Source organism: Nocardia macrotermitis (genome assembly GCF_009604405.1).
GTDB classification, from domain to species: Bacteria; Actinomycetota; Actinomycetes; order Mycobacteriales; family Mycobacteriaceae; genus Nocardia; species Nocardia macrotermitis.
In genome coordinates, this window is the sequence record NZ_WEGK01000011.1 from 250962 (window position 1) to 272133 (window position 21172).

Genomic DNA, 21172 nt, shown 5'->3' on the forward strand with positions numbered 1-21172 from the left:
ACCGCGGCTGTTCCGACGACTCAGCGATACGCCGGAGGATTGTCCAGGTTGGTCGCCGAGAACGTGTCGCACGCCTTCACCTGGCCGTTGTGATATCCGGTGAGGAACCACTTCTGCCGTTCGGACGAGGAGCCGTGCGTCCAGGACTCGGGATTGGTCCGGCCGGTGGCCGCCTTCTGGATCCGGTCGTCGCCGACCGACGAGGCGGCCGAGAGCGCGTCCTGAATATCCTTGTTGGACAACGGCTTCAGGAACGGTTGGTTGCTGCCGGGCGCGGGCAGCTTGTCGGCGTAGGAGGCCCACAACCCGGCGTAGCAGTCGGCCTGCAATTCCAGCCGCACCGATCCGGAGGTGGCGCCCTGCGCGGATTTCGCGGCCCGGCCCGAATCACCGAGCAGGTTCTGGATGTGGTGGCCGACCTCGTGCGCGACCACGTACTCCTGCGCCAGCGGCCCGCCGCTGGAACCGAACTTGTCGACCAGCTCCTGGAAGAAGCTGGTGTCGAAATACGCGGTGTGATCGGCGGGGCAGTAGAACGGCCCGACCGCCGTGGTGGCCCGGCCGCAGCCGCCGGTGGACACCGCGCCGGTGAACAACCGCACCTTGGGCGCGGCGTACTTGGTGCCGGTCTGCTGCGGAAGTTTGCTGCCCCACACCGAATCCAGGCTCTGCGCGGTCAGCACCACCCGGCAGTCGACGTACTTGTTCGCGTCCGCGCCGGTCTTGCAGTGCGCGGGCGTCTTGGCGCCGGCGGCGGACTGGGTGCTGGTCGTGCCGCCGGTCACCTCGCGCAGCAGCGAGCCCGGATCCCCGCCGAACACCAGTGCCAGCACCAGCACGATCAGACCGCCCGCGCCACCGAGCGCGATCTTCCCGCCCATTCCCGGGCCGCCGCCCGAGGAGACCCGATCCGGATCGATCTGCATGCCCTCGTTGAAGGTCATCCCGTGGCCCTCTCGCCCGTTCGATTCGTTGTGCCGCCGCGCGATCCGGTCGGTCCGGGCCGCGCGCGGACTACAGCTTGACACGGGGGCGGCGGATATCGGTTGCCGACCGGTGAACGCATCTCTTTAGGATGAAGACGATCAACCACAGTCCTGCGATGCACCGTAGCCCCAGCGTGCATCGACCCGTCGAAAGGAATCCCGTGCTGCGCACCCACTTGGCAGGTTCGCTGCGAAGCGAACACGCCGGTCTGACCGTGACCCTCACCGGTTGGGTGGCTCGCCGTCGAGACCACGGTGGCGTGATCTTCATCGATCTGCGCGATGCGTCGGGTGTGGCGCAGGTGGTGTTCCGCGAGGGTGCTCCCGCCGAACAGGCGCACCGGTTGCGCGCGGAGTACTGCGTGCAGGTGACCGGCGTGGTCGAGCCGCGGCCCGAGGGCAGCGAGAACCCGAATCTGCCGACCGGCGCGATCGAGGTGAACGTCAGCGAACTGGTCGTGCTGAACGAGGCCGCGCCGCTGCCGTTCCAGCTCGACGAGCAGCCCGGCGAAGAGGCCCGGCTGAAGTACCGCTACCTGGACCTGCGTCGCGAGGGCCCGGCGCACGCCATCCGGCTGCGGTCGCAGGTCAACGCCGCCGCCCGCGCGGTGCTGGCCGACCACGCGTTCGTCGAGGTCGAGACCCCGACCATGACCCGCTCCACGCCCGAGGGCGCGCGCGACTTCCTGGTCCCGGCCCGCTTGCAGCCCGGTAAGTTCTACGCGCTGCCGCAGAGCCCGCAGCTGTTCAAGCAGTTGCTGATGGTTTCCGGGATCGAGCGGTACTACCAGATCGCGCGCTGCTACCGCGACGAGGACTTCCGCGCCGACCGGCAGCCCGAGTTCACCCAGCTCGACGTCGAGATGAGCTTCGTGAGCCAGGAGGACGTCATCCTGCTGGCCGAGGATGTGCTGGCCGCGCTGTGGAAGCTGGTCGGCTACGAGATCCCCACGCCGATCGCGCACATGACCTACGCCGAGGCGATGCGCCGGTTCGGCAGCGACAAGCCGGATCTGCGGTTCGGTGTCGAGATCACCGAGTGCGCCGAGTATTTCGCCCAGACGCCGTTCCGGGTGTTCCAGGCGCCGTACGTCGGCGCGGTGGTGATGCCCGGCGGTGCGAGCCAGCCGCGTCGGCAGCTCGATGCCTGGCAGGAGTGGGCCAAGCAGCGCGGTGCGAAGGGGCTGGCCTACATCCTGGTCAACGAGGACGGCACGCTGGGCGGGCCGGTGGCCAAGAACCTCACCGACGCCGAACGTGAGGGTCTGGCCAAGCACGTCGGCGCGGAACCGGGGGACTGCGTGTTCTTCGCCGCCGGTGAGACCAAGGCGCAGCGCGCGCTGCTGGGCGCGGCGCGCGGCGAGATCGCCCGCAAGTGCGGACTGATCGACGAGAACGCCTGGGCGTTCGTCTGGATCGTGGACGCGCCGATGTTCGAACCGGCCGCCGACGCGACCGCGAGTGGCGATGTGGCCCTTGGCCATTCGGCCTGGACCGCGGTGCACCACGCGTTCACCTCGCCCCGGCCCGAATCGCTGGACACCTTCGACACCGATCCGGGCGCGGCGCTGGCCTACGCCTACGACATCGTCTGCAACGGTAACGAGATCGGTGGCGGTTCCATCCGTATCCACCGTCGTGACGTGCAGGAACGGGTGTTCAAGGTGATGGGCATCAGCCACGACGAGGCGCAGGAGAAGTTCGGCTTCCTGCTCGACGCGTTCTCCTACGGCGCGCCGCCGCACGGCGGTATCGCCTTCGGCTGGGACCGCATCACCGCGCTGTTGGCCGGGGTGGATTCGATTCGCGAGGTCATCGCGTTCCCGAAGTCCGGTGGCGGCGTGGACCCGCTCACCGAGGCGCCCGCGCCGATCACCCGGCAGCAGCGCAAGGAGGCCGGGCTCGAGGTCGTCCTCGACGAGAACGGCAACCCGGTGGCCGCGGACAAGAAGGCCGCGCAGCGCGAGGACACCGAGAAGAAGTGACCGTGGTGTGCCCGGATCGGTTCGTCCGGTCCGGGTTCACTTGTCCGGCAAGTGATCTCGGGTCGGTCCGGGGCGAAGCTGAGGCGGGAGAATCGTGCTGCACGTCCGGGTGATCTGCCCGTCCGATACGACCGAGGCGGCCCTGGCCGCACTGCGCGCCGAACCCGGCGCGACGCTGATCACGGTGCAGCGCGGTGCGGCCGTCGAACCGGCGGGGGACGTCCTCGCCGCCGACGTCGCGCGCGAATCGGTCAACGACGTGGTCGCGGCCCTGGAGGCCCTGGGCATCAGCCGCGACGGCGGTATCGTGCTCGGGCCGATCGATACGACGCTGTCGGAGTCGGCGGATCGGGCGGTCGCCGAGGCCCCGGGCGATCCGTCCGACGCGGTCGTCTGGCAGGCGCTGCTGGCCGAGACCCGGGACGAGTCCACGCTCAGCCCGGCGTTCCTGGCGTTCATCACGATCGCGTGCCTGCTCGCCGCGGTCGGTGTCGCGACCGATTCGCCGGTGACGATCGTCGGCGCGATGGTGGTGGGACCGGAGTTCGGGCCGCTGGCCGCGCTCGCGGTGTCGTTGGTGCGCAAGGATTTCGCGCTGGCCCGGCGTTCGGCGCTGGCGCTGGTCGTCGGATTCGCCGTGGCCATGGTGATTACCTGGGTGGCCACGCTGGTGTGGGAACAGTTCGGCTGGCTGACCCTGGACAGCGTGGACCGGATCCACAACGTGGAGTTCATCTATCAGGTGGGGCCGTTCTCACTGGTCGTCGCGCTGCTCGCGGGCGCGGCCGGGATGCTGTCGCTGGTGACCTCGAAATCGGCTGCGCTGGTTGGGGTTTTCATCTCGGTGACCACGATCCCGGCGGCCGGTTTCGCGGTGGTGGCCGCGACGGTCGGCGAGTGGAGCAAGGCGTTCGAGTCGATCGGTCAGCTCGGCGTGAACATGGTCGGGATCGTGATCGCCGGATGGATCGTGTTGCAGTTGCGCCCTCGCCACGGCAGCGAGGGCGGACCGCTGGATCGCCTCAAACGTTGGTGGATCTCCGCGGGCTGATCGGCCCGGGGCTACCGATCAGCCCAGGGTCAGGCCGTCGGTGAGCGCGCGATAGCAGTAGGTCAGCGCCATCACCGAGATCGGGCCGACCAGCAGCAGGCTCAGCGAGCAGACGATCAATCCGATCGTCCCGGCGATGATCATGCCGATCAGGCAGACCACCAGCGCGGCCATGGTCATGAACAGCACCGACAGGGCCAGCAGCGCGGACTTGCCGAAGTCCGAGAGCACCAGCCGCACACTGGACCGGATCGCGGCGATCGGATTCTGATCCTGATCGATCACGAAGTGCAGCGCGAACATGCACAGGAAGCCGATCGCGATCGAGGCCAGCACCCCCAGCACGGTCGCCAGCGCCGCGGACAGCAGGCCGAACACCACCGACATCACGATCATCGCCAGCACGCTGCTCGCGAAGACGGCCAGCGCGCACAGCAGTACGTTGCCCGCGTTGACGAATCCGAAGAAGGCCTGGAAATCCGGTGGGGTGCCGTCGGTTTCGTAGAGCGCGCCGCGAATCATGGCCGCCTGCAACAACCAGACCACGACCGCGACGATCAGGAAGATCAGCAGCAGCGGAATCAGCGAGTTGATCCCGGCGACCCGGACCACCACCATCGCCGCGAGGTAGGCGACGAAACCGACCAGCGTGATGGAGATCCACGGAATCGGGTTGGCGCGCAAGCGTTCCCAGCCGTATCCGAGTGCGCGTCCGATGCTCAGCCCGACAGGCGCGGGCGCGGGGAATCCGTACGGCTGCTGGCCCGGCGTGGTGCTCTGCGGCATCCCGGGGGGCATCGTGCCGGGGATGTAACCCTGGCCGGTGTTGGGGTCGTAACCCTGGTTCGGGGTGTAACCCGTGTTCGGGTCGTAACCCGGCGTCGGCCCGGGGGCGTAGCCCTGGCCGGGCGTGGTCGGCGGGCCGTATCCGGGCTGTGACCGGCCGTAACCCGACGGCTGGCCGTATCCGGGGCCGGGTCCGGAGACCGGCGGCGGCGCGGGCTGCGGAGTCGGCGCCGGCGTCGCGCCGAAGACCGGGGGCGGCGGCGGGGCGGCGGCGGTGGTCGGTCTCGAGGTGCCTTCCCCGGATGTGCCGGGCGCGGGGTGCGGGGTCTCGGTCATCGTGGGGACCTTTCGAATCACCTGGGTTTCAGTGTGGCGCACAGCAGTTGGCTTTCGACACAACCGGAACGCGCCGCATCGTGTCAAGCAGCCTCAATGATATTCCTGTCCGAAATGTCGTAATCCCTGGTGGGGCAGGATGATCCTGGACGACGAGCACGTCGTGTGCGGACGTCCAGCCTCTCCCGGCGACAGCGCGCGCTGCGCCGAGACACGCCGGACGACGCGCGAAAGGTTGTGGAACCGCTCGCTGAAAGTGACCTGGAGCGAGTAACTTGGATCGCGATGACCGCACTATTGGCCGAACGCGCCACCGAAGTCGTGTCCGCGGCACAGCATTTGCTCACAAAGCGAATGGGTGCTCCGGTGAAGCTCAGCGATCCGATCGAGCTCGGCGGAAGTGGCAGGACGACGGTTCTACGAGTGCGTGTCGCGGAGAACGCGTTTTCCCTTCCGCGCACGCTCATCGTCAAACAACTCCGCGGTGCGGCGCAGGATCGCCGCATCGGCGGTCTCGCGCCCGGTGTGGCGAGTATCGACGCGGCGTTCCTGCGCGAGGCGGTGTCCTACCAGTTCACCACCGCGCTGAGCAGCCGCCATCGCCCCGGCGCGTATCTGCTGGCGCACGACCTGTCCGCGCGGCTGCTGATCCTGAGCGATCTGGGCGAGAACGCGTCGCTCACCACGGTGTTGCAGTCGGGCGCCGAACCGGCCAGCCGCAATGCGCTGATGGCGTTCGCGCAGGCGATGGGCCGCATGCACGCGGCCACCGTCGGCCGCGAGCCCGATTTCGTCGCGCTGCTGCGTCGCGTCGACGTGGTGCATCGGGTGGACGGGATCGCCCAGCAGGCCGAGGCCGCGATCGGCGAGGTGCCCGGCATGCTGCGGCGCGAGCTGAACATCGAGGTGCCCGGCGAGATAGCCGAACGCATCGTCGCGGGCAACCGGCTGTTCTCGGCCGGACGCTACCGCGCGTTCAGCCCCTCGGATCTGTGCCCGGACAACGTCATCCTCAATGCCGAGGGCGCGCGGTTCCTGGACTACGAGTGGGGCGGCTTCCGCGACGCGACGCTGGATATCGCCTACGCGCTGGTCTCCTTCCCGGGCTGCCTGTGCGATGTGGAACTCTCCCGCGAACGTGCCCGGCAGCTGGTGGAGGCGTGGCGTTCGGAGGTGGTCGGCGTCTGGCCCGCCCTCGCCGACGACGACGTGCTGGCCGAGCGGATCCTCGAGGCGCGGCTGATCTGGGTCTGGCTGACCACGTACTGGTTCCTGCCCGCCGATCACGCCCGCATCGCCGCCGCCCGCGAACACGGCCTGTCGATTCCGCGTTCGGCGGCGCTGATCAACCGCTGGGTCGCGCTGGCCGAGGATGCCCGGAGCGTCGGCGACGACATTCTGGGTGATTTCGCCGAGCATGTGTCGGCGACTCTCGAAGAGCGCTGGGAAGAGTAAGAGCCCTTCTCGAGTCGGGGCGGGCTGCGGCGACGGCGTTTCGACGGGGCCGGGTGATCAGGCCGGTCGCGGGCCGATGATGGACGCCCGCTCCATGATGCGGATCTGCGGCCAGTAGTCGCTGGTGGCGTAGTGCTGCACCGCGCGGTTGTCCCAGAACGCGACGGTGTGCGGCTGCCAGTGCAGGCGGACCTGGTGTTCGGGGTAGTCGGCCTGGCGGCACAGCCGGTCCAGCAGTTCGCGACTCTCCTCGAACGTCCGGCCCCCGAAATGGTCGGTGAAGATCCGGTTGACGTACAGATGCCTGCGACCGGTGGCCGCGTGGGTGCACACCACGGGATGTTCCACGCTGGGATGTTCGGCGCGCATGCGTTCGCGCACGTCGGGGGTGGCGAAATGGCCGAAGGCGCGGGTGAAATCGTGCACCGCGGTGAGTTCGTCGGCGAGTGCGCGGGTGTCCTCGTCCAGGGCGGCGTAGGCGGCGTACATATCGGAGAACAGGGTGTCGCCGCCGACCTCGGGCACCGAGATCGCGTGCAGGATCGCGCCCATCGACGGGAGCGGTCGCCAGGTCACGTCGTGATGCCAGGTGTTCTCCAGTCCGGCCACATCCGCACCCTTTTCGAAACGCACCAATTCGGGCTGATCGGAATTCGATCCGAGGGCCGGATGCACTTCCAGTTCGCCGAATCGGCGGGCAAATGCGACGTGCTGGGCCGATGTCATCGGCTGATCGCGGAAGAACAGCACCTTGTATTCGTGCAGCGCCCGTCGCAATTCCGCGACGATGTCGTCGGCCAGCGGTGCGCACAGATCGATACCGCTGATCTCGCCGCCGAGTGTGGTGCCGACCAGCCGGGCGTCGAAATGCTGCCAGCGCAGGGCGGTGAGGCGCTGGTGTTCGGCGGTCAGATGGGTGAACGGCCCGGACAGCAGGGGATATCCCGGCAGCTGGAACGGCCGCACCGTGGGTTCGGGGGCGGTGACGGCGGGTGCTTCGGTCATTTCTGCTCCTTCGAACGGCGAGGTGTAGTCGGTCGACTACAGTGGCGTATGCGCTAATGTAGTCGCATGACTACAGATCGCGCAACAGGGCCGTCCGGAAGCGGTGACGCCCCGGTCGGACGGGATGCGGTCGTCTCGGCGGTGCTGACGCACGCGGCCGAGTTGTTCGCCGAGCGTGGTCCGGCCGCGACCTCCATCCGCGATATCGCCGAACGGGCCGGGGTCAATCACGGCCTGGTGTTCCGGCACTTCGGGGCCAAGGATCAGCTGGTGGCCCGGGTGCTCGAGAATCTGGCCTCGGAATCGCTTGCGGCACTGGATCGTTCGGTACCCGGTGATCGGTCGCCGCTGGACGACGCGCTGCGCCTGCATCTGACCGTGCTCGCGCGCAGCATCCTGGACGGGTATCCGGTCGCCCTGTTGCAGCGCGACTTCCCGGTGATCTCGCGGCTGATCGAGCGGGCCCGGCCGGTCCACGCATCGGATCGCGACGCGTCGCTGGCGGTGGCCCACGTCGCGGCGTTGTCGCTGGGCTGGCAGCTGTTCGGGCCGTTCCTGCGGGGTGCGGCGGGCCTGGGGGAGATGACCGAGGCCGAGTTGCAGGGCGATATCGATTCCGTCGCGGCCCGTCTGCTGCTGTCCGGTCGCGACGATTCGCACCCGTCGGCCGATCCGCCCGGTCGCGCCGATCCGCCCGGTCGCGCCGATCCGCCGCCGCGGGACTGAGGTGGCGGTCCGGGATGTCGGTGCACGTCGGTACGGTGATCGGTGTGTGGCGGAGTCGGGTGTGACGCGGCAGGGCGCGGGACGTGAATCGTCGGCTGTGCGCGGGGAATCGGGTGAGGTGCGGTGATGAGTGACGGGCTGTTCGACACTCCCGGCGAGGCGGAGCCCTCGGCGGGAGCCGAGGAGTTCTCGATGGGCCGGGCCGCGGGGCGGTTGGCTCCGCTCGCGGTGCGGATGCGTCCGGCGGGTCTGGACGAGGTGGTGGGGCAGCAGCATCTGCTGGGGGCCGGGTCGCCGCTGCGGCGGTTGATCGAGGGCTCGGGGGCGGCGTCGGTGCTGCTGTACGGCCCGCCGGGGACCGGCAAGACGACGCTGGCCTCGTTGATCTCGCAGGCCACCGGCCGCCGGTTCGAGGCGCTGTCGGCGTTGTCGGCCGGGGTCAAGGAGGTGCGGGCGGTCATCGATCTGGCCCGTCGCCGACTGCTGTCCGGTGAGCAGACCGTGCTGTTCATCGACGAGGTGCATCGGTTCTCCAAGACCCAGCAGGACGCGCTGCTGGCGGCGGTGGAGAACCGGGTGGTGCTGCTGGTGGGCGCGACGACGGAGAACCCGTCCTTCTCGGTGGTGTCGCCGCTGCTGTCTCGATCGCTGGTCTTGCAGCTGAAGTCGTTGTCGGAGAACGATATTCGGCAGGTGCTGCGGCGGGCCGCGGATGATCCGCGCGGGCTCGGCGGGGAGTACGCGATCAGCGAGGAGGCGCTCGACCACATCGTGCGCATTGCCGGGGGAGACGCGCGGCGCGCGCTGACCGCGCTGGAGGCGTCGGCGGAATCCTCGCTGGACGGGAACGTCGGGGTGGATCTGGTGGAGGCCAGCGTCGACCGCGCGGCCGTGCGCTACGACCGCGCCGGGGATCAGCACTACGACGTGATCAGCGCCTACATCAAATCGCTGCGCGGCTCGGATGTCGATGCGGCGCTGCACTATCTGTCCCGGATGATCAGCGCGGGCGAGGATCCCCGCTTCATCGCCCGCCGCCTGATGATCCAGGCCAGCGAGGACGTCGGCATGGCCGATCCGACCGCACTCCAGACCGCCGTCGCCGCCGCCCAGGTGGTGCAGCTGGTCGGCATGCCCGAGGCCCAGCTCGCCCTCGCGCACGCCACCATCCACGTCGCCACCGCCCCGAAATCCGGTGCCGTCGCCGCCGCCATCGGCGCGGCCATGTCGGATATCGGCCAGGGCAAAGCCGGTGCGGTACCCCCACACCTGCGCGACGGCCACTACGCCGGTGCCGCGAAGCTCGGCAACGCTCAGGGCTACAAATATCCGCACGATCACCCCGACGGCGTGCTGACCCAGCAGTACCCGCCCGACGAACTCGTCGGCACCGACTACTACACCCCGACCGACCACGGCTACGAACGCGAAGTCGGCCCGCGCGTGACCAAACTCCGTCGCATCGTCCGGGGCCGCTGAGTCCTGGTTGCCGACGTCACCCAGTTCCGCCAACTCCAAATAACGCCGACGGCAAGGGTCGGGGCCCGGCTTGATTCTGGACTGACGGAGCGGGGGAGCGAAGCGGAGGAGCGGAGGAGGGAAGAATCGAGCCTTGGGGGGCCCCGACCCCGCCGGAGCGGAGCGGAGGCAGAAGACACAGCGGAGGAGCGGAGGAGGGAAGAATCGAGCCTCAGGGGGCCCCGACCCCGCCGGAGCGAAGCGGAGGCCAAAGACACAGTAAGCTGGATATCTGTGCAGACCCACGAGATTCGACGGCGCTTCCTGGACCATTTCGTCCGTGCCGGACACACAGAGGTGCCCAGTGCCTCGCTGATCCTGGCCGACCCCAACCTGCTGTTCGTCAACGCAGGCATGGTGCAGTTCGTGCCGTATTTCCTCGGTCAGCAGACCCCTGCATTCGCGACCGCGACGAGCGTGCAGAAGTGCGTGCGGACCCTGGACATCGAGAACGTCGGTATCACCACCCGGCACAACACCTTCTTCCAGATGGCCGGAAACTTCAGCTTCGGCGACTACTTCAAGCGTGGCGCGATCGAGCTGGCCTGGTCGCTGCTGACCGGTTCGGTCGAGGACGGCGGCTACGGGTTCGACCCCGAAAAGCTGTGGGCCACGGTCTATCTCGACGACGACGAGGCCGAGCAGATCTGGCTGTCGGTGGGCGTGCCGCCGGAGCGGATCCAGCGTCGCGGCATGGCCGACAACTACTGGTCGATGGGCATTCCCGGTCCGTGCGGCCCGTGCTCGGAGATCTACTACGACCGCGGCCCGGAGTACGGGCGCGAGGGTGGTCCCGAGGCCGACGAGGATCGCTACCTCGAGATCTGGAACCTCGTGTTCATGCAGAACGAGCGCGGCGAGGGACGCGGTAAGGACGATTTCGACATCCTGGGCCCGCTGCCCAAGCAGAACATCGACACCGGCATGGGCGTCGAGCGTGTCGCGTTCCTGTTGCAGGGCGTGGACAACGTCTACGAGACCGATCTGTGCCGCCCGATCATCACCCGCGCCGAGGAGCTGACCGGCCGTTCCTACGGTGTGGAACACGCCGATGACGTGCGTTTCCGCGTCATCGCCGATCACGCCCGCACCGCGGCCATGCTGATCGCCGACGGCGTCAACCCGGGCAACGACGGCCGCGGTTATGTGCTGCGCCGCCTGCTGCGCCGCATCGTGCGCTCGGCCCGGCTGCTGGGTGCGGACAAGCCGGTGATGGGCGAGTTCATGTCGGTCGTCAGCGAGCTGATGGCTCCCTCGTATCCGGAGCTGGCCACCGATTTCAAGCGGATCGAGACCGTGGCGGTCGGCGAGGAGACCGCGTTCCTCAAGACCCTGGCGACGGGTTCGAAACTGTTCGACGACACCGTCGCGGAGGTGCGTTCGGGCGGTGGCGCGCGGATCGCGGGTGCGGACGCGTTCACGCTGCACGACACCTACGGCTTTCCGATCGATCTGACCCTGGAGATGGCCGCCGAGGCGGGACTCGAGGTCGACGAGGCGGGGTTCCGGTCGCTGATGGCGGAGCAGCGTCAGCGCGCCAAACAGGACGCGCAGTCCCGCAAGCACGCGCACGCCGATCTGACCATCTACAAGGAGTTCGTCGACCGCGGCCCGACCGAGTTCACCGGATTCGACGAACTCACCTCGGAGGCAAAGGTTCTCGCGCTGATCTCCGACGGCGTGCGGGTGCCGGTGGCCACCGCGGGGCAGGACGTCGAGGTGATCCTGGATCGCAGCCCGCTGTACGCCGAGTCCGGCGGTCAGATCGCGGACCGGGGTTCGCTGAGTGCGTCGGGGCTGAAGGTGCGCGTCAACGACGTGCAGAAGATCGCCAAGCAGCTCTGGGTGCACAAGGCCACGATCGAGCAGGGGCAGCTCACCGAGGGCGATTCGGTTCTCGCGCAGGTGGATTCGGCGTGGCGTCGGGGCGCGACGCAGGGGCACTCGGGTACCCACATGGTGCACGCCGCGCTGCGTCAGGTGCTCGGCCCCAACGCCGTGCAGGCCGGTTCGCTGAACAAGCCGGGCTATCTGCGCTTCGACTTCAACTGGCAGGGCCAGCTGTCCGAAACGCAGAAGGCCGAGATCGAGGCCGTCTCCAATGACGCTGTGGGCGCGGACTTCCCGGTGAACACGTTCGTCACCGATCTGCCCAAGGCCAAGGCGATGGGCGCGATGGCGTTGTTCGGCGAGAACTACGGCGACGAGGTGCGCGTCGTGGAGATCGGCGGACCGTTCTCGATGGAGCTGTGCGGTGGTACGCACGTCGAGCGCTCCTCGCAGATCGGCCCGATCACCGTGCTCGGCGAGTCCTCGGTCGGTTCGGGTGTGCGGCGCGTGGAGGCGTTCGTCGGCCTCGACTCGTACCGGTATCTGGCCAAGGAGCGCGCGCTGCTGGCCGGTGTCGCGTCCTCGCTGAAGGTGCCCAGCGACGAGGTGCCCGCGCGGGTGGAGCAACTGGTGGAGCGGCTCAAGGTCGCCGAGCGGGAACTCGAGCGGACCAAGGTGCAGGCGGTGCTGTCGCAGGCCGGGAAGTTCGTCGAGGACGCCGAGCGGATCGGGCGGGTGCTGCTGGTGGCCGCCGCCGCGCCCGAAGGTGTCGGCGCGGGCGATCTGCGCACGCTGGCCGGCGATATCCGCGGCCGTTTCGGCAGTGAACCGGCCGTGGTAGTGCTGCTGGGCAGCGACGGCGGCAAGGTGCCGTTCGTGGTCGCGGTGAACAAGTCCGCGCAGGATCTCGGCTTCAAGGCCGGGGATCTGGTCGGCAGCTTCGGTCCGAGCATCGCCGGCCGCGGCGGCGGCAAGCCGGAGATGGCGCAGGGCGCGGGCTCGGACCCGTCCGGAATCGCGACCGGTCTGGCCGCCGTGCGTGCGCGGGTGGCCGAGCTCGCCGTCTGATGCAGGGGTCCCCGGGGGACGGGACTCCGGCGGAGACTCCACCGGAGTCCGGTCCCATTTCCGATCGGCCGGATATCGCGACCGATCCGGGTCGCGGCAGGCGGATCGGCATCGATGTGGGCACGGTCCGCATCGGTGTCGCCTCCTGCGATCCGGACGGAATTCTGGCCACGCCCGTGGAGACGGTGCCGCGTGCCGGAAAGGGCAAGGGCGGCGCGGGTAAGGGACGCGCGGGAGGAAAGGGCGCTGCCGCAACCGATCTGGCCCGCATCGTCGATATCGTGCGGGAATACGAGGCCGTCGAGGTGGTCGTCGGCCTGCCGCGCACGCTGCGCGGTGAGAACGGCGCGTCCGCGACGCTCGCGACAAGGTTTGCGAAGAGTTTGCGATCTCTGCTGCCCGATGTGCCGATACGACTTTCCGACGAACGTTTGACTACGGTGGCAGCTGCACGTGCACTGCGGGACAGTGGAGTTCGCGCACGTGGGCAGCGGCAGATGATCGACCAGGCGGCGGCCGTATCGATCCTGCAAGGGTGGTTGGACGAACGGAGTGCGGTGTTAAGGTCGGCCGGTGACGCAGGCGGCGGGGTGAGCGAATGAACGACCGCTGGCTCCGTGCCGAAGAACGTCTTCGGCAGAGCACGGAGGAGCGGCGGTACCGTCGTTCCGAGAAGTGGGGTGAGGCGGACGACCGTGCCGCCCAGAGTGCGCAGCAGCGGGCGGCGCGCGGTTCGGAGCTGGGCGCGGCGCCCGCGCCCGAACCCACGCGGCGGCGGGCGCGGCACGCGGCCCCCGAGGAGTGGGACGAATCCGCCGCCGACACCGGCGTCATCCCGGTGTACCGCGACGACGACTATCCGAACAACGCCTACTCGCAGACCGCCGAGTACGGCGACCACGCCTACACCGGCGGGCACCGGTACGTCGAACCGCGGGGTTATCCGCAGGAGCAGCACGGTTATCCCGGCGAGCAGTACGCCGACGAGCACTACACCGGCGAGCAGTACGCCGGCGAGCAGTACGCCGAGGACGAGTACGCCGACGGCCAGTACGCCGAGGACGAGTACTACGACGACGAACCACTGCCGGAACCCGAGCCCGAACCCGCGCCGAAACGGTCCGGGCGGCGGAGCCGGGACACGGACGAGGAGACCGCGCAGTCGCGATCGGGCGCTTCCCGCCCGAATCGTAAGCAAACCAGTGGCAAACAGGCGGCCCGGAAATCCGGCGCTCGCGGATCGGGTTCGGGTACCCAGCGCTCGCGCAAACAGGGTTCGCGGGACGAGCCGCAGCGCGGTCGGTCCGGCCGGGGGCGACGCTCGCGGGCTGCGTCCCGGAAGGCGGCCGAGCGTAAGCGGCGGCGGCGGAATCTGATCTACATCGGCACCGTCTTCGTGGTGCTGTTCGCCGTCGCGGTGGTCTACGCCGGATACAAGTTCATCGGCGGATTCGGCGGTCCCGACGATTACACGGGCGCGGCCGGTCCGCTGACGGTCGTGCACGTCGCGCCCGGCGACACCGCCGAGCAGATCGCCAAGACGATGCTGGACAAGGGCGTGGTCAAGAGCACCGGCGCGTTCTATCAAGCGGCCGTTCGGGATTCGGGGATGAACTCGGTGCAGCCCGGCTACTACGCGGTGCCCACGCACAGCCAGGGCGCGGACGCGGTGACCGCGTTGATGAGCAAGGACGCCCGGGTCGGCAACGTGGTCATCTCCGAGGGACGGCGGCTGCTCGATTCGACCGATGCGAACACCGGCTCCCGCAGCGACGGGATCTACCGCAAGATCGCCAACGCCAGTTGCATCGGCACCGACGCGGCGAAGAAGTGCGTCACCTACGAACAGCTCGTCGCCGCGGGCGGCGGTACCGATCTGAGCGGGCTCGGCGTGCCGCAGTGGGCGCTGGATTCGGTGCGTCAGGTGCCCGATCGCACCCGCCAGCTCGAGGGGCTGATCGAGGCGGGCACCTGGGATTTCGATCCCAGTGGCACCCCGCAGCAGATTCTGGCGCAGCTGGTCAGGCAGAGCGCGCAGAGTTACGAGTCGACCGGGCTGCTCACGGCCAACGCCAACAAGCTGACCCCGTACCAGACGCTGACCGCCGCGTCGCTGGTCGAGCGCGAGGCGCTGCCCGCCGATATGCCCAAGGTGGCGCGGGTGATCGTGAACCGGCTCGCGGTGGACCAACCGCTGCAATTCGATTCGACGGTGAACTACACCCTGGACAAGCTCGCGGTCGCCACCAGCGACACCGACCGGGCCAAGCGCACCCCGTGGAACACCTATGCCATGTCCGGGCTGCCCGCGACGCCGATCGCCTCGCCGTCGCTGGGTGCGTTGCGCGCCATGGAGAATCCGCTGCCCGGACCGTGGCTGTATTTCGTCACCGTGGACAAACAGGGCACCACGCTGTTCACCGACAGTTACAGCGAACATCAGCGCAATATCGAAAAGGCAAGGCAGAGCGGAATTCTCGACAGTGGGCACTAACGACACCGCGACGACGGGCACATCCCGCCGGGCGGCCGTGCTGGGCAGTCCGATCGCGCATTCCCGCTCACCGCAACTGCATCTGGCCGCGTATCGCGCGCTGGGCCTGGACTGGAGTTACGAGCGCATCGAATGCACCGGCGAACAGTTGCCAGGCCTGGTCTCCGGACTCGGGCCCGAATGGGTGGGGCTGTCGGTGACGATGCCGGGCAAGGTGGCCGCGCTCGAATTCGCCGACGAACGCACCGAACGCGCGGTGCTGGTCGGTTCGGCGAATACGTTGGTGCGCACCGCATCCGGCTGGCGGGCGGACTGCACCGACGTGGACGGGGTGCGTGGCGCGCTGCGCGGCGGCGGGGTCGAGAAGGTCGCCGCGGGAGTGGTGGTCGGCGCGGGCGGTACCGCGCGGCCCGCGCTGCTGGCGCTGGCCGAACTCGGGGCGCACACGGTCACGATCGTGGCGCGCGACGCGGGCCGGGCCATGAGCACGCTGGAATTGGCCGGGCGGCTGGGCATGTCGGCGGCGGTGATCGATTTCGACGCGGATCGATTGCGTGAGGTTTGCGCCGACGCCGACGCACTGGTCAGCACGGTACCCGCGAACGGTGTTGCGGCGGTGGCGGATTCGATCGCCGCGGCGCCGGTGGTGCTGGACGCCATCTACGATCCGTGGCCGACCCCGCTCGCCGAGGCGGTGCTGCGGGCCGGTCACACCGTGATCAGCGGCCTGCAAATGCTGTTGAATCAGGCGTACGGGCAGGTCGAACAGTTCACCGGTGCGCAGGCGCCCCGGGCGGCGATGAGTGCGGCGCTGGACGGCTGACGCGGCCGGTCCGGGTTGTAGAACTGTAACCGGTTACTATTTTTCCGAATCCTTCGGCAGGTTAGGGTGGACGACATGAATGCGTGGTTGTTACGCGCCGTAGGGCTGGGTGTGCTGACGGTTGTCCTGCGAACCCTGCTGGGCTTCGGGATGATCTACTGGCCGACCCAGGGTTCCTGGATGCGCTTGGTCGGCCTGGTCGTATTGATCGCGGCCGGAGTGGCCTGGGGTCTGTTCGACGGTCGCGGTGACCGGCGGGCCAATCCCGACCCCGAACGTGGTGGCGCGGATCTGACCATGCGCTGGCTGAAGGCGGGCGTGGTCGGCGGACTGGGATCCGGCGTGGTGGCCTGGCTGCTGGATTACGTGCCGTCCTTCGACCTCGGCGACAACGGCCTGGTCTTCGAGATCACCGCGGGCGCCGCGTTCATCGTGCTGATGATCTTCATCCCCGCCATGGTGGGCGTCGCGCTCGGGCGTTTCCTGGTCACCCGGGAGAACAACAAGGCGGACAAGGTGAGTGCGCGGTCGGTGGATCACGCCGCCAGCCCCGCCTGATCCCTTCGGGCCCGATTTCCTTCGAGAACGAAAATGCCGTTCCGGATTCGATCCGGAACGGCATTTCGTATTTCGGCGGGTCTCGTATTTCGGTGCGGCCGTGGTGTTTCCCGGCTACAGCAGGATCGCGCCGCCCTGGGGAGCGTCCTCGCGGGCGATGGTGGCGTAGGCGGCGGCCAGCAGCGAGGGATCGGGGCCCTCGAGGCGGCCGGGTTTGGCCAGACCGTCCAGGACGACGAAACGCAGGATGCCCGCGCGGTTCTTCTTGTCGGTCTGCATACCCTCCAGCAGTTGCGGCAGGGCGTCGGCGTCGTAGCTGGTCGGCAGGCCGACACTGGTCAGGATCGCGCGGTGCCGGTCGGCGGTGGCGTCGTCCAGGCGGCCGGCCAGCCGGCCCAGTTCCGCGGCGAAGACCAGGCCCACCGACACGGCCGCGCCGTGCCGCCAGCGGTACCGCTCACGACGTTCGATGGCATGGCCGAGAGTGTGCCCGTAGTTCAGGATCTCCCGCAGACTGGATTCCTTCAGATCCGCCGCGACCACGTCGGCCTTGACCTGGATGGAACGCCGGATGAGTTCGGGCAGCACCTCGCCGGTGGGATCGAGGGCGGCCCGCGGATCCCGTTCGATCAGGTCGAGGATGACCGGGTCGGCGATGAAACCGGTCTTGATGATCTCGGCCATTCCGGCGACGATCTCGTTGGGCGGCACCGTCTCCAGGGTGGCCAGATCCACCAGCACCGCGGCGGGTTCGTGGAACGAGCCGACCAGATTCTTCCCGGCCTCGGTGTTGATACCGGTCTTGCCGCCGACCGCGGCGTCCACCATGGCCAGCAGCGTGGTCGGGATGTGGATGACCTGTACGCCGCGCATCCAGGTGGCGGCCACGAAACCGGACAGGTCGGTGGCCGCGCCGCCGCCGAGGCCGATGACCAGGTCCTGACGGGTCAGGCCGATGCGGCCCAGCACCTCCCAGCAGAATCCGGCGACCGGCAGATCCTTACCGGCTTCCGCGTCCGGGATCTCGATGCGATGCGCGTCGATGCCCTTGTCCGCCAGGGCTTTACGGACCACCTCGGCGGTCTCGGTGAGCGGCGGCTGATGGAAGACGGCGACGGTGCGCACGGCGGGCCGTCCGGTCACCTGTTCGACCAGATCGTCCAGCAGGCCGCGCCCGATGATCACCGGATACGGCGCTGCGGTGCGGACGTCGATGCGGATCGGGTCGGTCATGCGGTCTGCTCCGATTCTTGTTGTGCTCGCTCTTGCTGTGGTCGTGTGGTGCGGGCGCGGCGGGTGCGGTTCCAGCGGGTGCGGCCGGGGGTGCTGGGGTCGGCCGAATCTCGTTGGGGGACGGTGGTATTCGTGCTGGGTGTGTCCTCGGATGCGTCGCTCGGCGGGGTTCGGTGTTGGGTGTCGGGAGTTGCCGGGTCGGGGGTCGGTCTGGGGGCGGGGGGACCGGCCGGGCGTTTGGCGGCGCGGGAACGTCGAGCGCCGGGTGTGCGTGGAGATACGGTCTCGGTGCCTGTCGTGCCGGTCGTGCCGACTGGCGATCGTGGGGGAGTCGTACCTGTTTGCGACTGCGAGGCTGTCGATCGGTTCTGTTGTGTTGCAGCGGAATTCGATCGCGATGTGCCGCGTCGCCGTGGTGTGGTGGTGGTCTGCTCCGAGGCCGGTTGCGCGGTGGTGGATACGGCGGTCGAATCGGGTCGCGTTTCGGCGGTCGGCGCGTCCAGTGTCGTCGCGGTGGCGCGTTGGCCTTTCGAACGTCGACGTCCGCCGCGCCGGGATCGGCGGGACCTGCGGGTGGTGGCCGGGCCGTTCGTGGCCGACGTATCCGATGCTGATGCGGTCGGTTCGTCGGTCTCGGACGTCGCGTTCTCATCCTGCGTCGTGGGCGAAACAGCTTGTGCGGCAGCCTTGTTGGCACTACGGGAACGCCCACCGCGACGGCGACGCCGGTTGCGCCGAGCCGTCGGTGTCTCCGCGGCCGCGGCGGGGATCGGCGGGGTCGCCACCGGTTCGACGGGTTCGAGGCCGAGTCTGGTCAGGATGTTGCGCACCACCCGGCCCGGACTGCGGCCGTCGGTGCGCACCCGGACCGAGGCCACCTCCCGGTAGAGCGGGCGGCGGAGCTGCATGAGTTCGCGATATTTGGCCGACGGGTCGGCGCCGGCCAGCAGCGGCCGGTGGGTCGTGGCTCCGGTGCGCCGAAGTCCTTCGGCGACACTGATTTCCAGGTAGACCACGGTCCGCTCGCGCAGCAGTGCGCGGGTGACCTCGGACAGCACCGCGCCGCCGCCGAGCGAGACGATGCCCTCGTCGGCCTCCACGGCGCGGCGGACCACATCCTCCTCGATGCGCCGGAATTCGGGTTCCCCGTCGACGGAGAAGATCTCCGGGATGGTCCGTCCGGTCTCGGCCTCGATCACCGCGTCGGTGTCGATCAATTCGGCCCCGAGCTCGCGGGCCAGCTTGCGGCCGATCGTGGACTTGCCCGCGCCGGGCGGCCCGACCAGCACCACGCAGGGCCGGTGCGGGCCGGTCTCGCGGGTCATGAGACCGCGGAGCCCGATGGCACGTGGGGGCGGGCGTTGATTCGTTTCAGGTAGCCATCGATATTGCCGATGGTCTCGGACAGCGAGTCGCCGCCGAACTTCTCCAGCGCGGCCTGGGCCACGACGAGCGCGACCATCGCCTCGGCGACCACACCGGCGGCCGGTACCGCGCACACGTCCGAACGCTGATGGATCGCGACGGCCTCGTCACCGGTGGTCATGTCGACCGTGGACAGTGCCCGGGGCACCGTGGAGATCGGCTTCATCGCCGCGCGTACCCGCAGCGCCTCGCCGTTGGTCATCCCGCCCTCGAGGCCACCGGCCCGGTTGGTCGAGCGCAGCACGCCGTCCGGGCCCGGCCGCATCTCGTCGTGCGCGGCACTGCCGCGGCGGCGCGCGGTCTCGAATCCGTCGCCGACCTCGACGCCCTTGATCGCCTGAATACCCATCAGCGCCGCCGCGAGGCGCGCGTCGAGACGATTCTCGCCGCTGGTGAACGAGCCCAGGCCGACCGGCAGGCCCTCGACCACGACTTCGACCACGCCGCCGAGGGTGTCGCCGTCCTTCTTCGCGGCCTCGATCTCCGCGATCATCGCGGCCTCGGCGTCCTTGTCGAACGCCCGCACCGGGCTCTCATCGATCGCGGGCAGATCCGCGGCGGCCGGGACGAGACCGGCCGGAGCGGTCGCGGTCCCGATGGACACCACGTGCGAGATGACCTCCACGCCGAAGGTCTGCCGCAGGAACTGCCGCGCGATGGTGCCCGCCGCGACGCGCGCGGCGGTCTCGCGGGCGCTGGCGCGTTCGAGCACGGGGCGCGCGTCGTCGAAGCCGTATTTGAGCATGCCGGAGTAGTCGGCGTGTCCGGGGCGGGGACGGGTCAGTGGCGCGTTGCGGGCGAGTTCGGCGAGTTCGGCCTCGTCCACCGGATCCGCGGCCATGACCTCGATCCACTTGGGCCACTCCGAATTCGCGATCTCGATCGCGATCGGTCCGCCCATGGTGCGTCCGTGCCGCACCCCGCCGATCACGGTGACCTTGTCGGCCTCGAACTTCATCCGGGCGCCGCGGCCGTAGCCCAGGCGTCGGCGCGCCAACTGCTCCGAGATATCGGCAGAGCTCACCTCGACACCGGCCACCATCCCCTCGAGGATGGCGACGAGGGCGGGACCATGGGACTCTCCGGCAGTTATCCAGCGCAGCACGGCTCCATCTTTCCACGTCAGCAGCGCTACCCGGACATCTGGCCCGGCGTCGGGCCGGATGTCGCGCCCGACCGCGGCCCGCCGGGACCCCGGGTCCGCCCGCGCGTCGACGGCGAAATCGCAGCTACGCGAGCATCGTGCCGGCGACCGTCGCCGACTCGGACGCACGGGCCGACGACGGGATCACCCGGCCAGCAGCAACGCGCCGAGCGTCGCCAGGCACATGGCCGGGCCGTGCGGTATCGCCCGGTCCACGGGCGCGGCGCGGGCGGGGCGACCGCGTATTCGCACCACCAGCCCGGCCAGTGCGGTGAGTACGGGCGCGGCGAGTGCCGCCCACACCCAGACCTGCGCGCCGCCGAACGTCGCCGCCGCGCCGAGCCCGAGCGCCAATTTCACGTCCCCGGCCCCGAACGCGGCCGGAAACAGCAGGTGGATCAGCAGATAGGGAACCGCGAGGAGAAGTGCGCCGAGTGCGGCGGCGGTCCCGCGTCCGGTGACGGTCGCGACGCCCAGTACTGTTACCGCGCCCGGGCCGGTGAGCGCGTTGGGGAGGCGGCGCTCGCGGAGGTCGATGACGCTCAGCACGACACACCAACCGGTGAGTGCGAGGAATGCGGCGATCGTGGCTGGGGACATGACCTCATCGTGCCTGCGCAGCAAGGCCCTCGGACGCCCCGAACGGGAAATGTGGATAACTTCGAACATGTGAATATCTATCGCTTCAGATTCCGTCGTTCGAGGTCGTTCGCCCAGCTTGCCGCGCGGGCGGGCGGTCCGACGCGGCT

16 protein-coding genes and 1 pseudogene are annotated in these 21172 nt (G+C 69.1%); 10 read left to right on the plus strand and 7 right to left on the minus strand.

Annotated features, from left to right (window positions below; translation table 11 throughout):
- Positions 1-20: 20 nt before the first annotated feature.
- Positions 21-944, minus strand: a complete 924-nt coding sequence (ypfJ, locus tag NRB20_RS24890) for a KPN_02809 family neutral zinc metallopeptidase (RefSeq protein WP_153413069.1) — start codon at positions 942-944, stop codon at positions 21-23.
- 203 nt (positions 945-1147) lie between these two features.
- On the opposite strand from ypfJ, the gene aspS reads away from it, so the two are divergent.
- Both aspS and NRB20_RS24900 read left to right on the plus strand, forming a co-directional pair.
- Positions 1148-2971 (plus strand): aspartate--tRNA ligase, encoded by a 1824-nt coding sequence (gene aspS, locus NRB20_RS24895; protein ID WP_319945353.1) that lies wholly within the window; start codon positions 1148-1150, stop codon positions 2969-2971.
- Between the two features lie 94 nt (positions 2972-3065).
- On the plus strand, positions 3066-4022 hold the full coding sequence (locus NRB20_RS24900) for a DUF389 domain-containing protein (protein WP_319945354.1): 957 nt from the start codon (positions 3066-3068) through the stop codon (positions 4020-4022).
- 18 nt (positions 4023-4040) lie between these two features.
- Here NRB20_RS24900 and NRB20_RS24905 read toward each other — a convergent pair whose 3' ends face one another.
- A complete protein-coding gene (locus tag NRB20_RS24905; protein WP_227833831.1) occupies positions 4041-5144 on the minus strand; it encodes a DUF2189 domain-containing protein in 1104 nt (367 codons plus the stop codon).
- Positions 5145-5429: 285 nt separating this feature from the next.
- Here NRB20_RS24905 and NRB20_RS24910 point away from each other — a divergent pair, with 285 nt between their 5' ends.
- Positions 5430-6599 carry a phosphotransferase family protein gene (locus NRB20_RS24910; protein ID WP_153413072.1) on the plus strand — a complete coding sequence of 390 codons (1170 nt, stop codon included), beginning with the start codon at positions 5430-5432 and terminating at the stop codon, positions 6597-6599.
- A 57-nt stretch (positions 6600-6656) separates the two neighbouring features.
- On the opposite strand, the gene NRB20_RS24915 is transcribed toward NRB20_RS24910, so the two are convergent.
- Positions 6657-7604, minus strand: a complete 948-nt coding sequence (locus NRB20_RS24915) for a TauD/TfdA dioxygenase family protein (RefSeq protein WP_153413074.1) — start codon at positions 7602-7604, stop codon at positions 6657-6659.
- 66 nt (positions 7605-7670) lie between these two features.
- Here NRB20_RS24915 and NRB20_RS24920 point away from each other — a divergent pair, with 66 nt between their 5' ends.
- The 7 genes from NRB20_RS24920 (at position 7671) to NRB20_RS24950 (ending at position 16621) form a co-directional block, all read left to right on the plus strand.
- Positions 7671-8330: a TetR/AcrR family transcriptional regulator gene (locus tag NRB20_RS24920; RefSeq protein WP_153413076.1), complete on the plus strand. Its 660-nt coding sequence runs from the start codon at positions 7671-7673 to the stop codon at positions 8328-8330.
- Positions 8331-8456: 126 nt separating this feature from the next.
- Entirely contained in the window at positions 8457-9809 is a 1353-nt protein-coding gene (locus NRB20_RS24925) for a replication-associated recombination protein A (protein WP_153413078.1), read from the plus strand.
- A 273-nt stretch (positions 9810-10082) separates the two neighbouring features.
- Complete coding sequence (gene alaS / locus NRB20_RS24930) at positions 10083-12746, plus strand: alanine--tRNA ligase (protein ID WP_319945355.1); 2664 nt, start codon at positions 10083-10085, stop codon at positions 12744-12746.
- Positions 12746-13348 carry a Holliday junction resolvase RuvX gene (gene ruvX / locus NRB20_RS24935; RefSeq protein WP_153413080.1) on the plus strand — a complete coding sequence of 201 codons (603 nt, stop codon included), beginning with the start codon at positions 12746-12748 and terminating at the stop codon, positions 13346-13348. Before alaS ends, ruvX begins: the two co-directional genes overlap by 1 nt.
- The gene (locus NRB20_RS24940; protein ID WP_153413082.1) at positions 13345-15240 is read left to right on the plus strand and encodes an endolytic transglycosylase MltG; all 1896 of its coding nucleotides are present in this window, start codon (positions 13345-13347) and stop codon (positions 15238-15240) included. The genes ruvX and NRB20_RS24940 overlap by 4 nt, the downstream gene beginning before the upstream one ends.
- Positions 15230-16063, plus strand: coding sequence for a shikimate dehydrogenase (locus NRB20_RS24945; protein ID WP_319945356.1), 834 nt, complete (start codon positions 15230-15232; stop codon positions 16061-16063). The genes NRB20_RS24940 and NRB20_RS24945 overlap by 11 nt, the downstream gene beginning before the upstream one ends.
- Before the next feature lie 75 nt (positions 16064-16138).
- A complete protein-coding gene (locus tag NRB20_RS24950) occupies positions 16139-16621 on the plus strand; it encodes a B-4DMT family transporter (protein WP_153413084.1) in 483 nt (160 codons plus the stop codon).
- 114 nt (positions 16622-16735) lie between these two features.
- Here the strand turns inward: NRB20_RS24950 and aroB are convergent, their stop codons facing one another.
- The 4 genes and pseudogenes from aroB to NRB20_RS24970 all read right to left on the minus strand — a co-directional run bounded on the left by aroB (position 16736) and on the right by NRB20_RS24970 (position 21023).
- Positions 16736-17854, minus strand: coding sequence for a 3-dehydroquinate synthase (gene aroB / locus NRB20_RS24955; RefSeq protein ID WP_153413086.1), 1119 nt, complete (start codon positions 17852-17854; stop codon positions 16736-16738).
- An 806-nt stretch (positions 17855-18660) separates the two neighbouring features.
- A pseudogene (locus NRB20_RS38390) lies at positions 18661-19179 on the minus strand (shikimate kinase); the annotation flags it as partial.
- Positions 19176-20384 carry a chorismate synthase gene (aroC, locus tag NRB20_RS24965; protein ID WP_319945357.1) on the minus strand — a complete coding sequence of 403 codons (1209 nt, stop codon included), beginning with the start codon at positions 20382-20384 and terminating at the stop codon, positions 19176-19178. The gene aroC and the pseudogene NRB20_RS38390, both read right to left, overlap by 4 nt.
- 183 nt (positions 20385-20567) lie before the next feature.
- Positions 20568-21023 carry a prepilin peptidase gene (locus NRB20_RS24970; RefSeq protein ID WP_153413090.1) on the minus strand — a complete coding sequence of 152 codons (456 nt, stop codon included), beginning with the start codon at positions 21021-21023 and terminating at the stop codon, positions 20568-20570.
- Between the last annotated feature and the right edge of the window lie 149 nt (positions 21024-21172).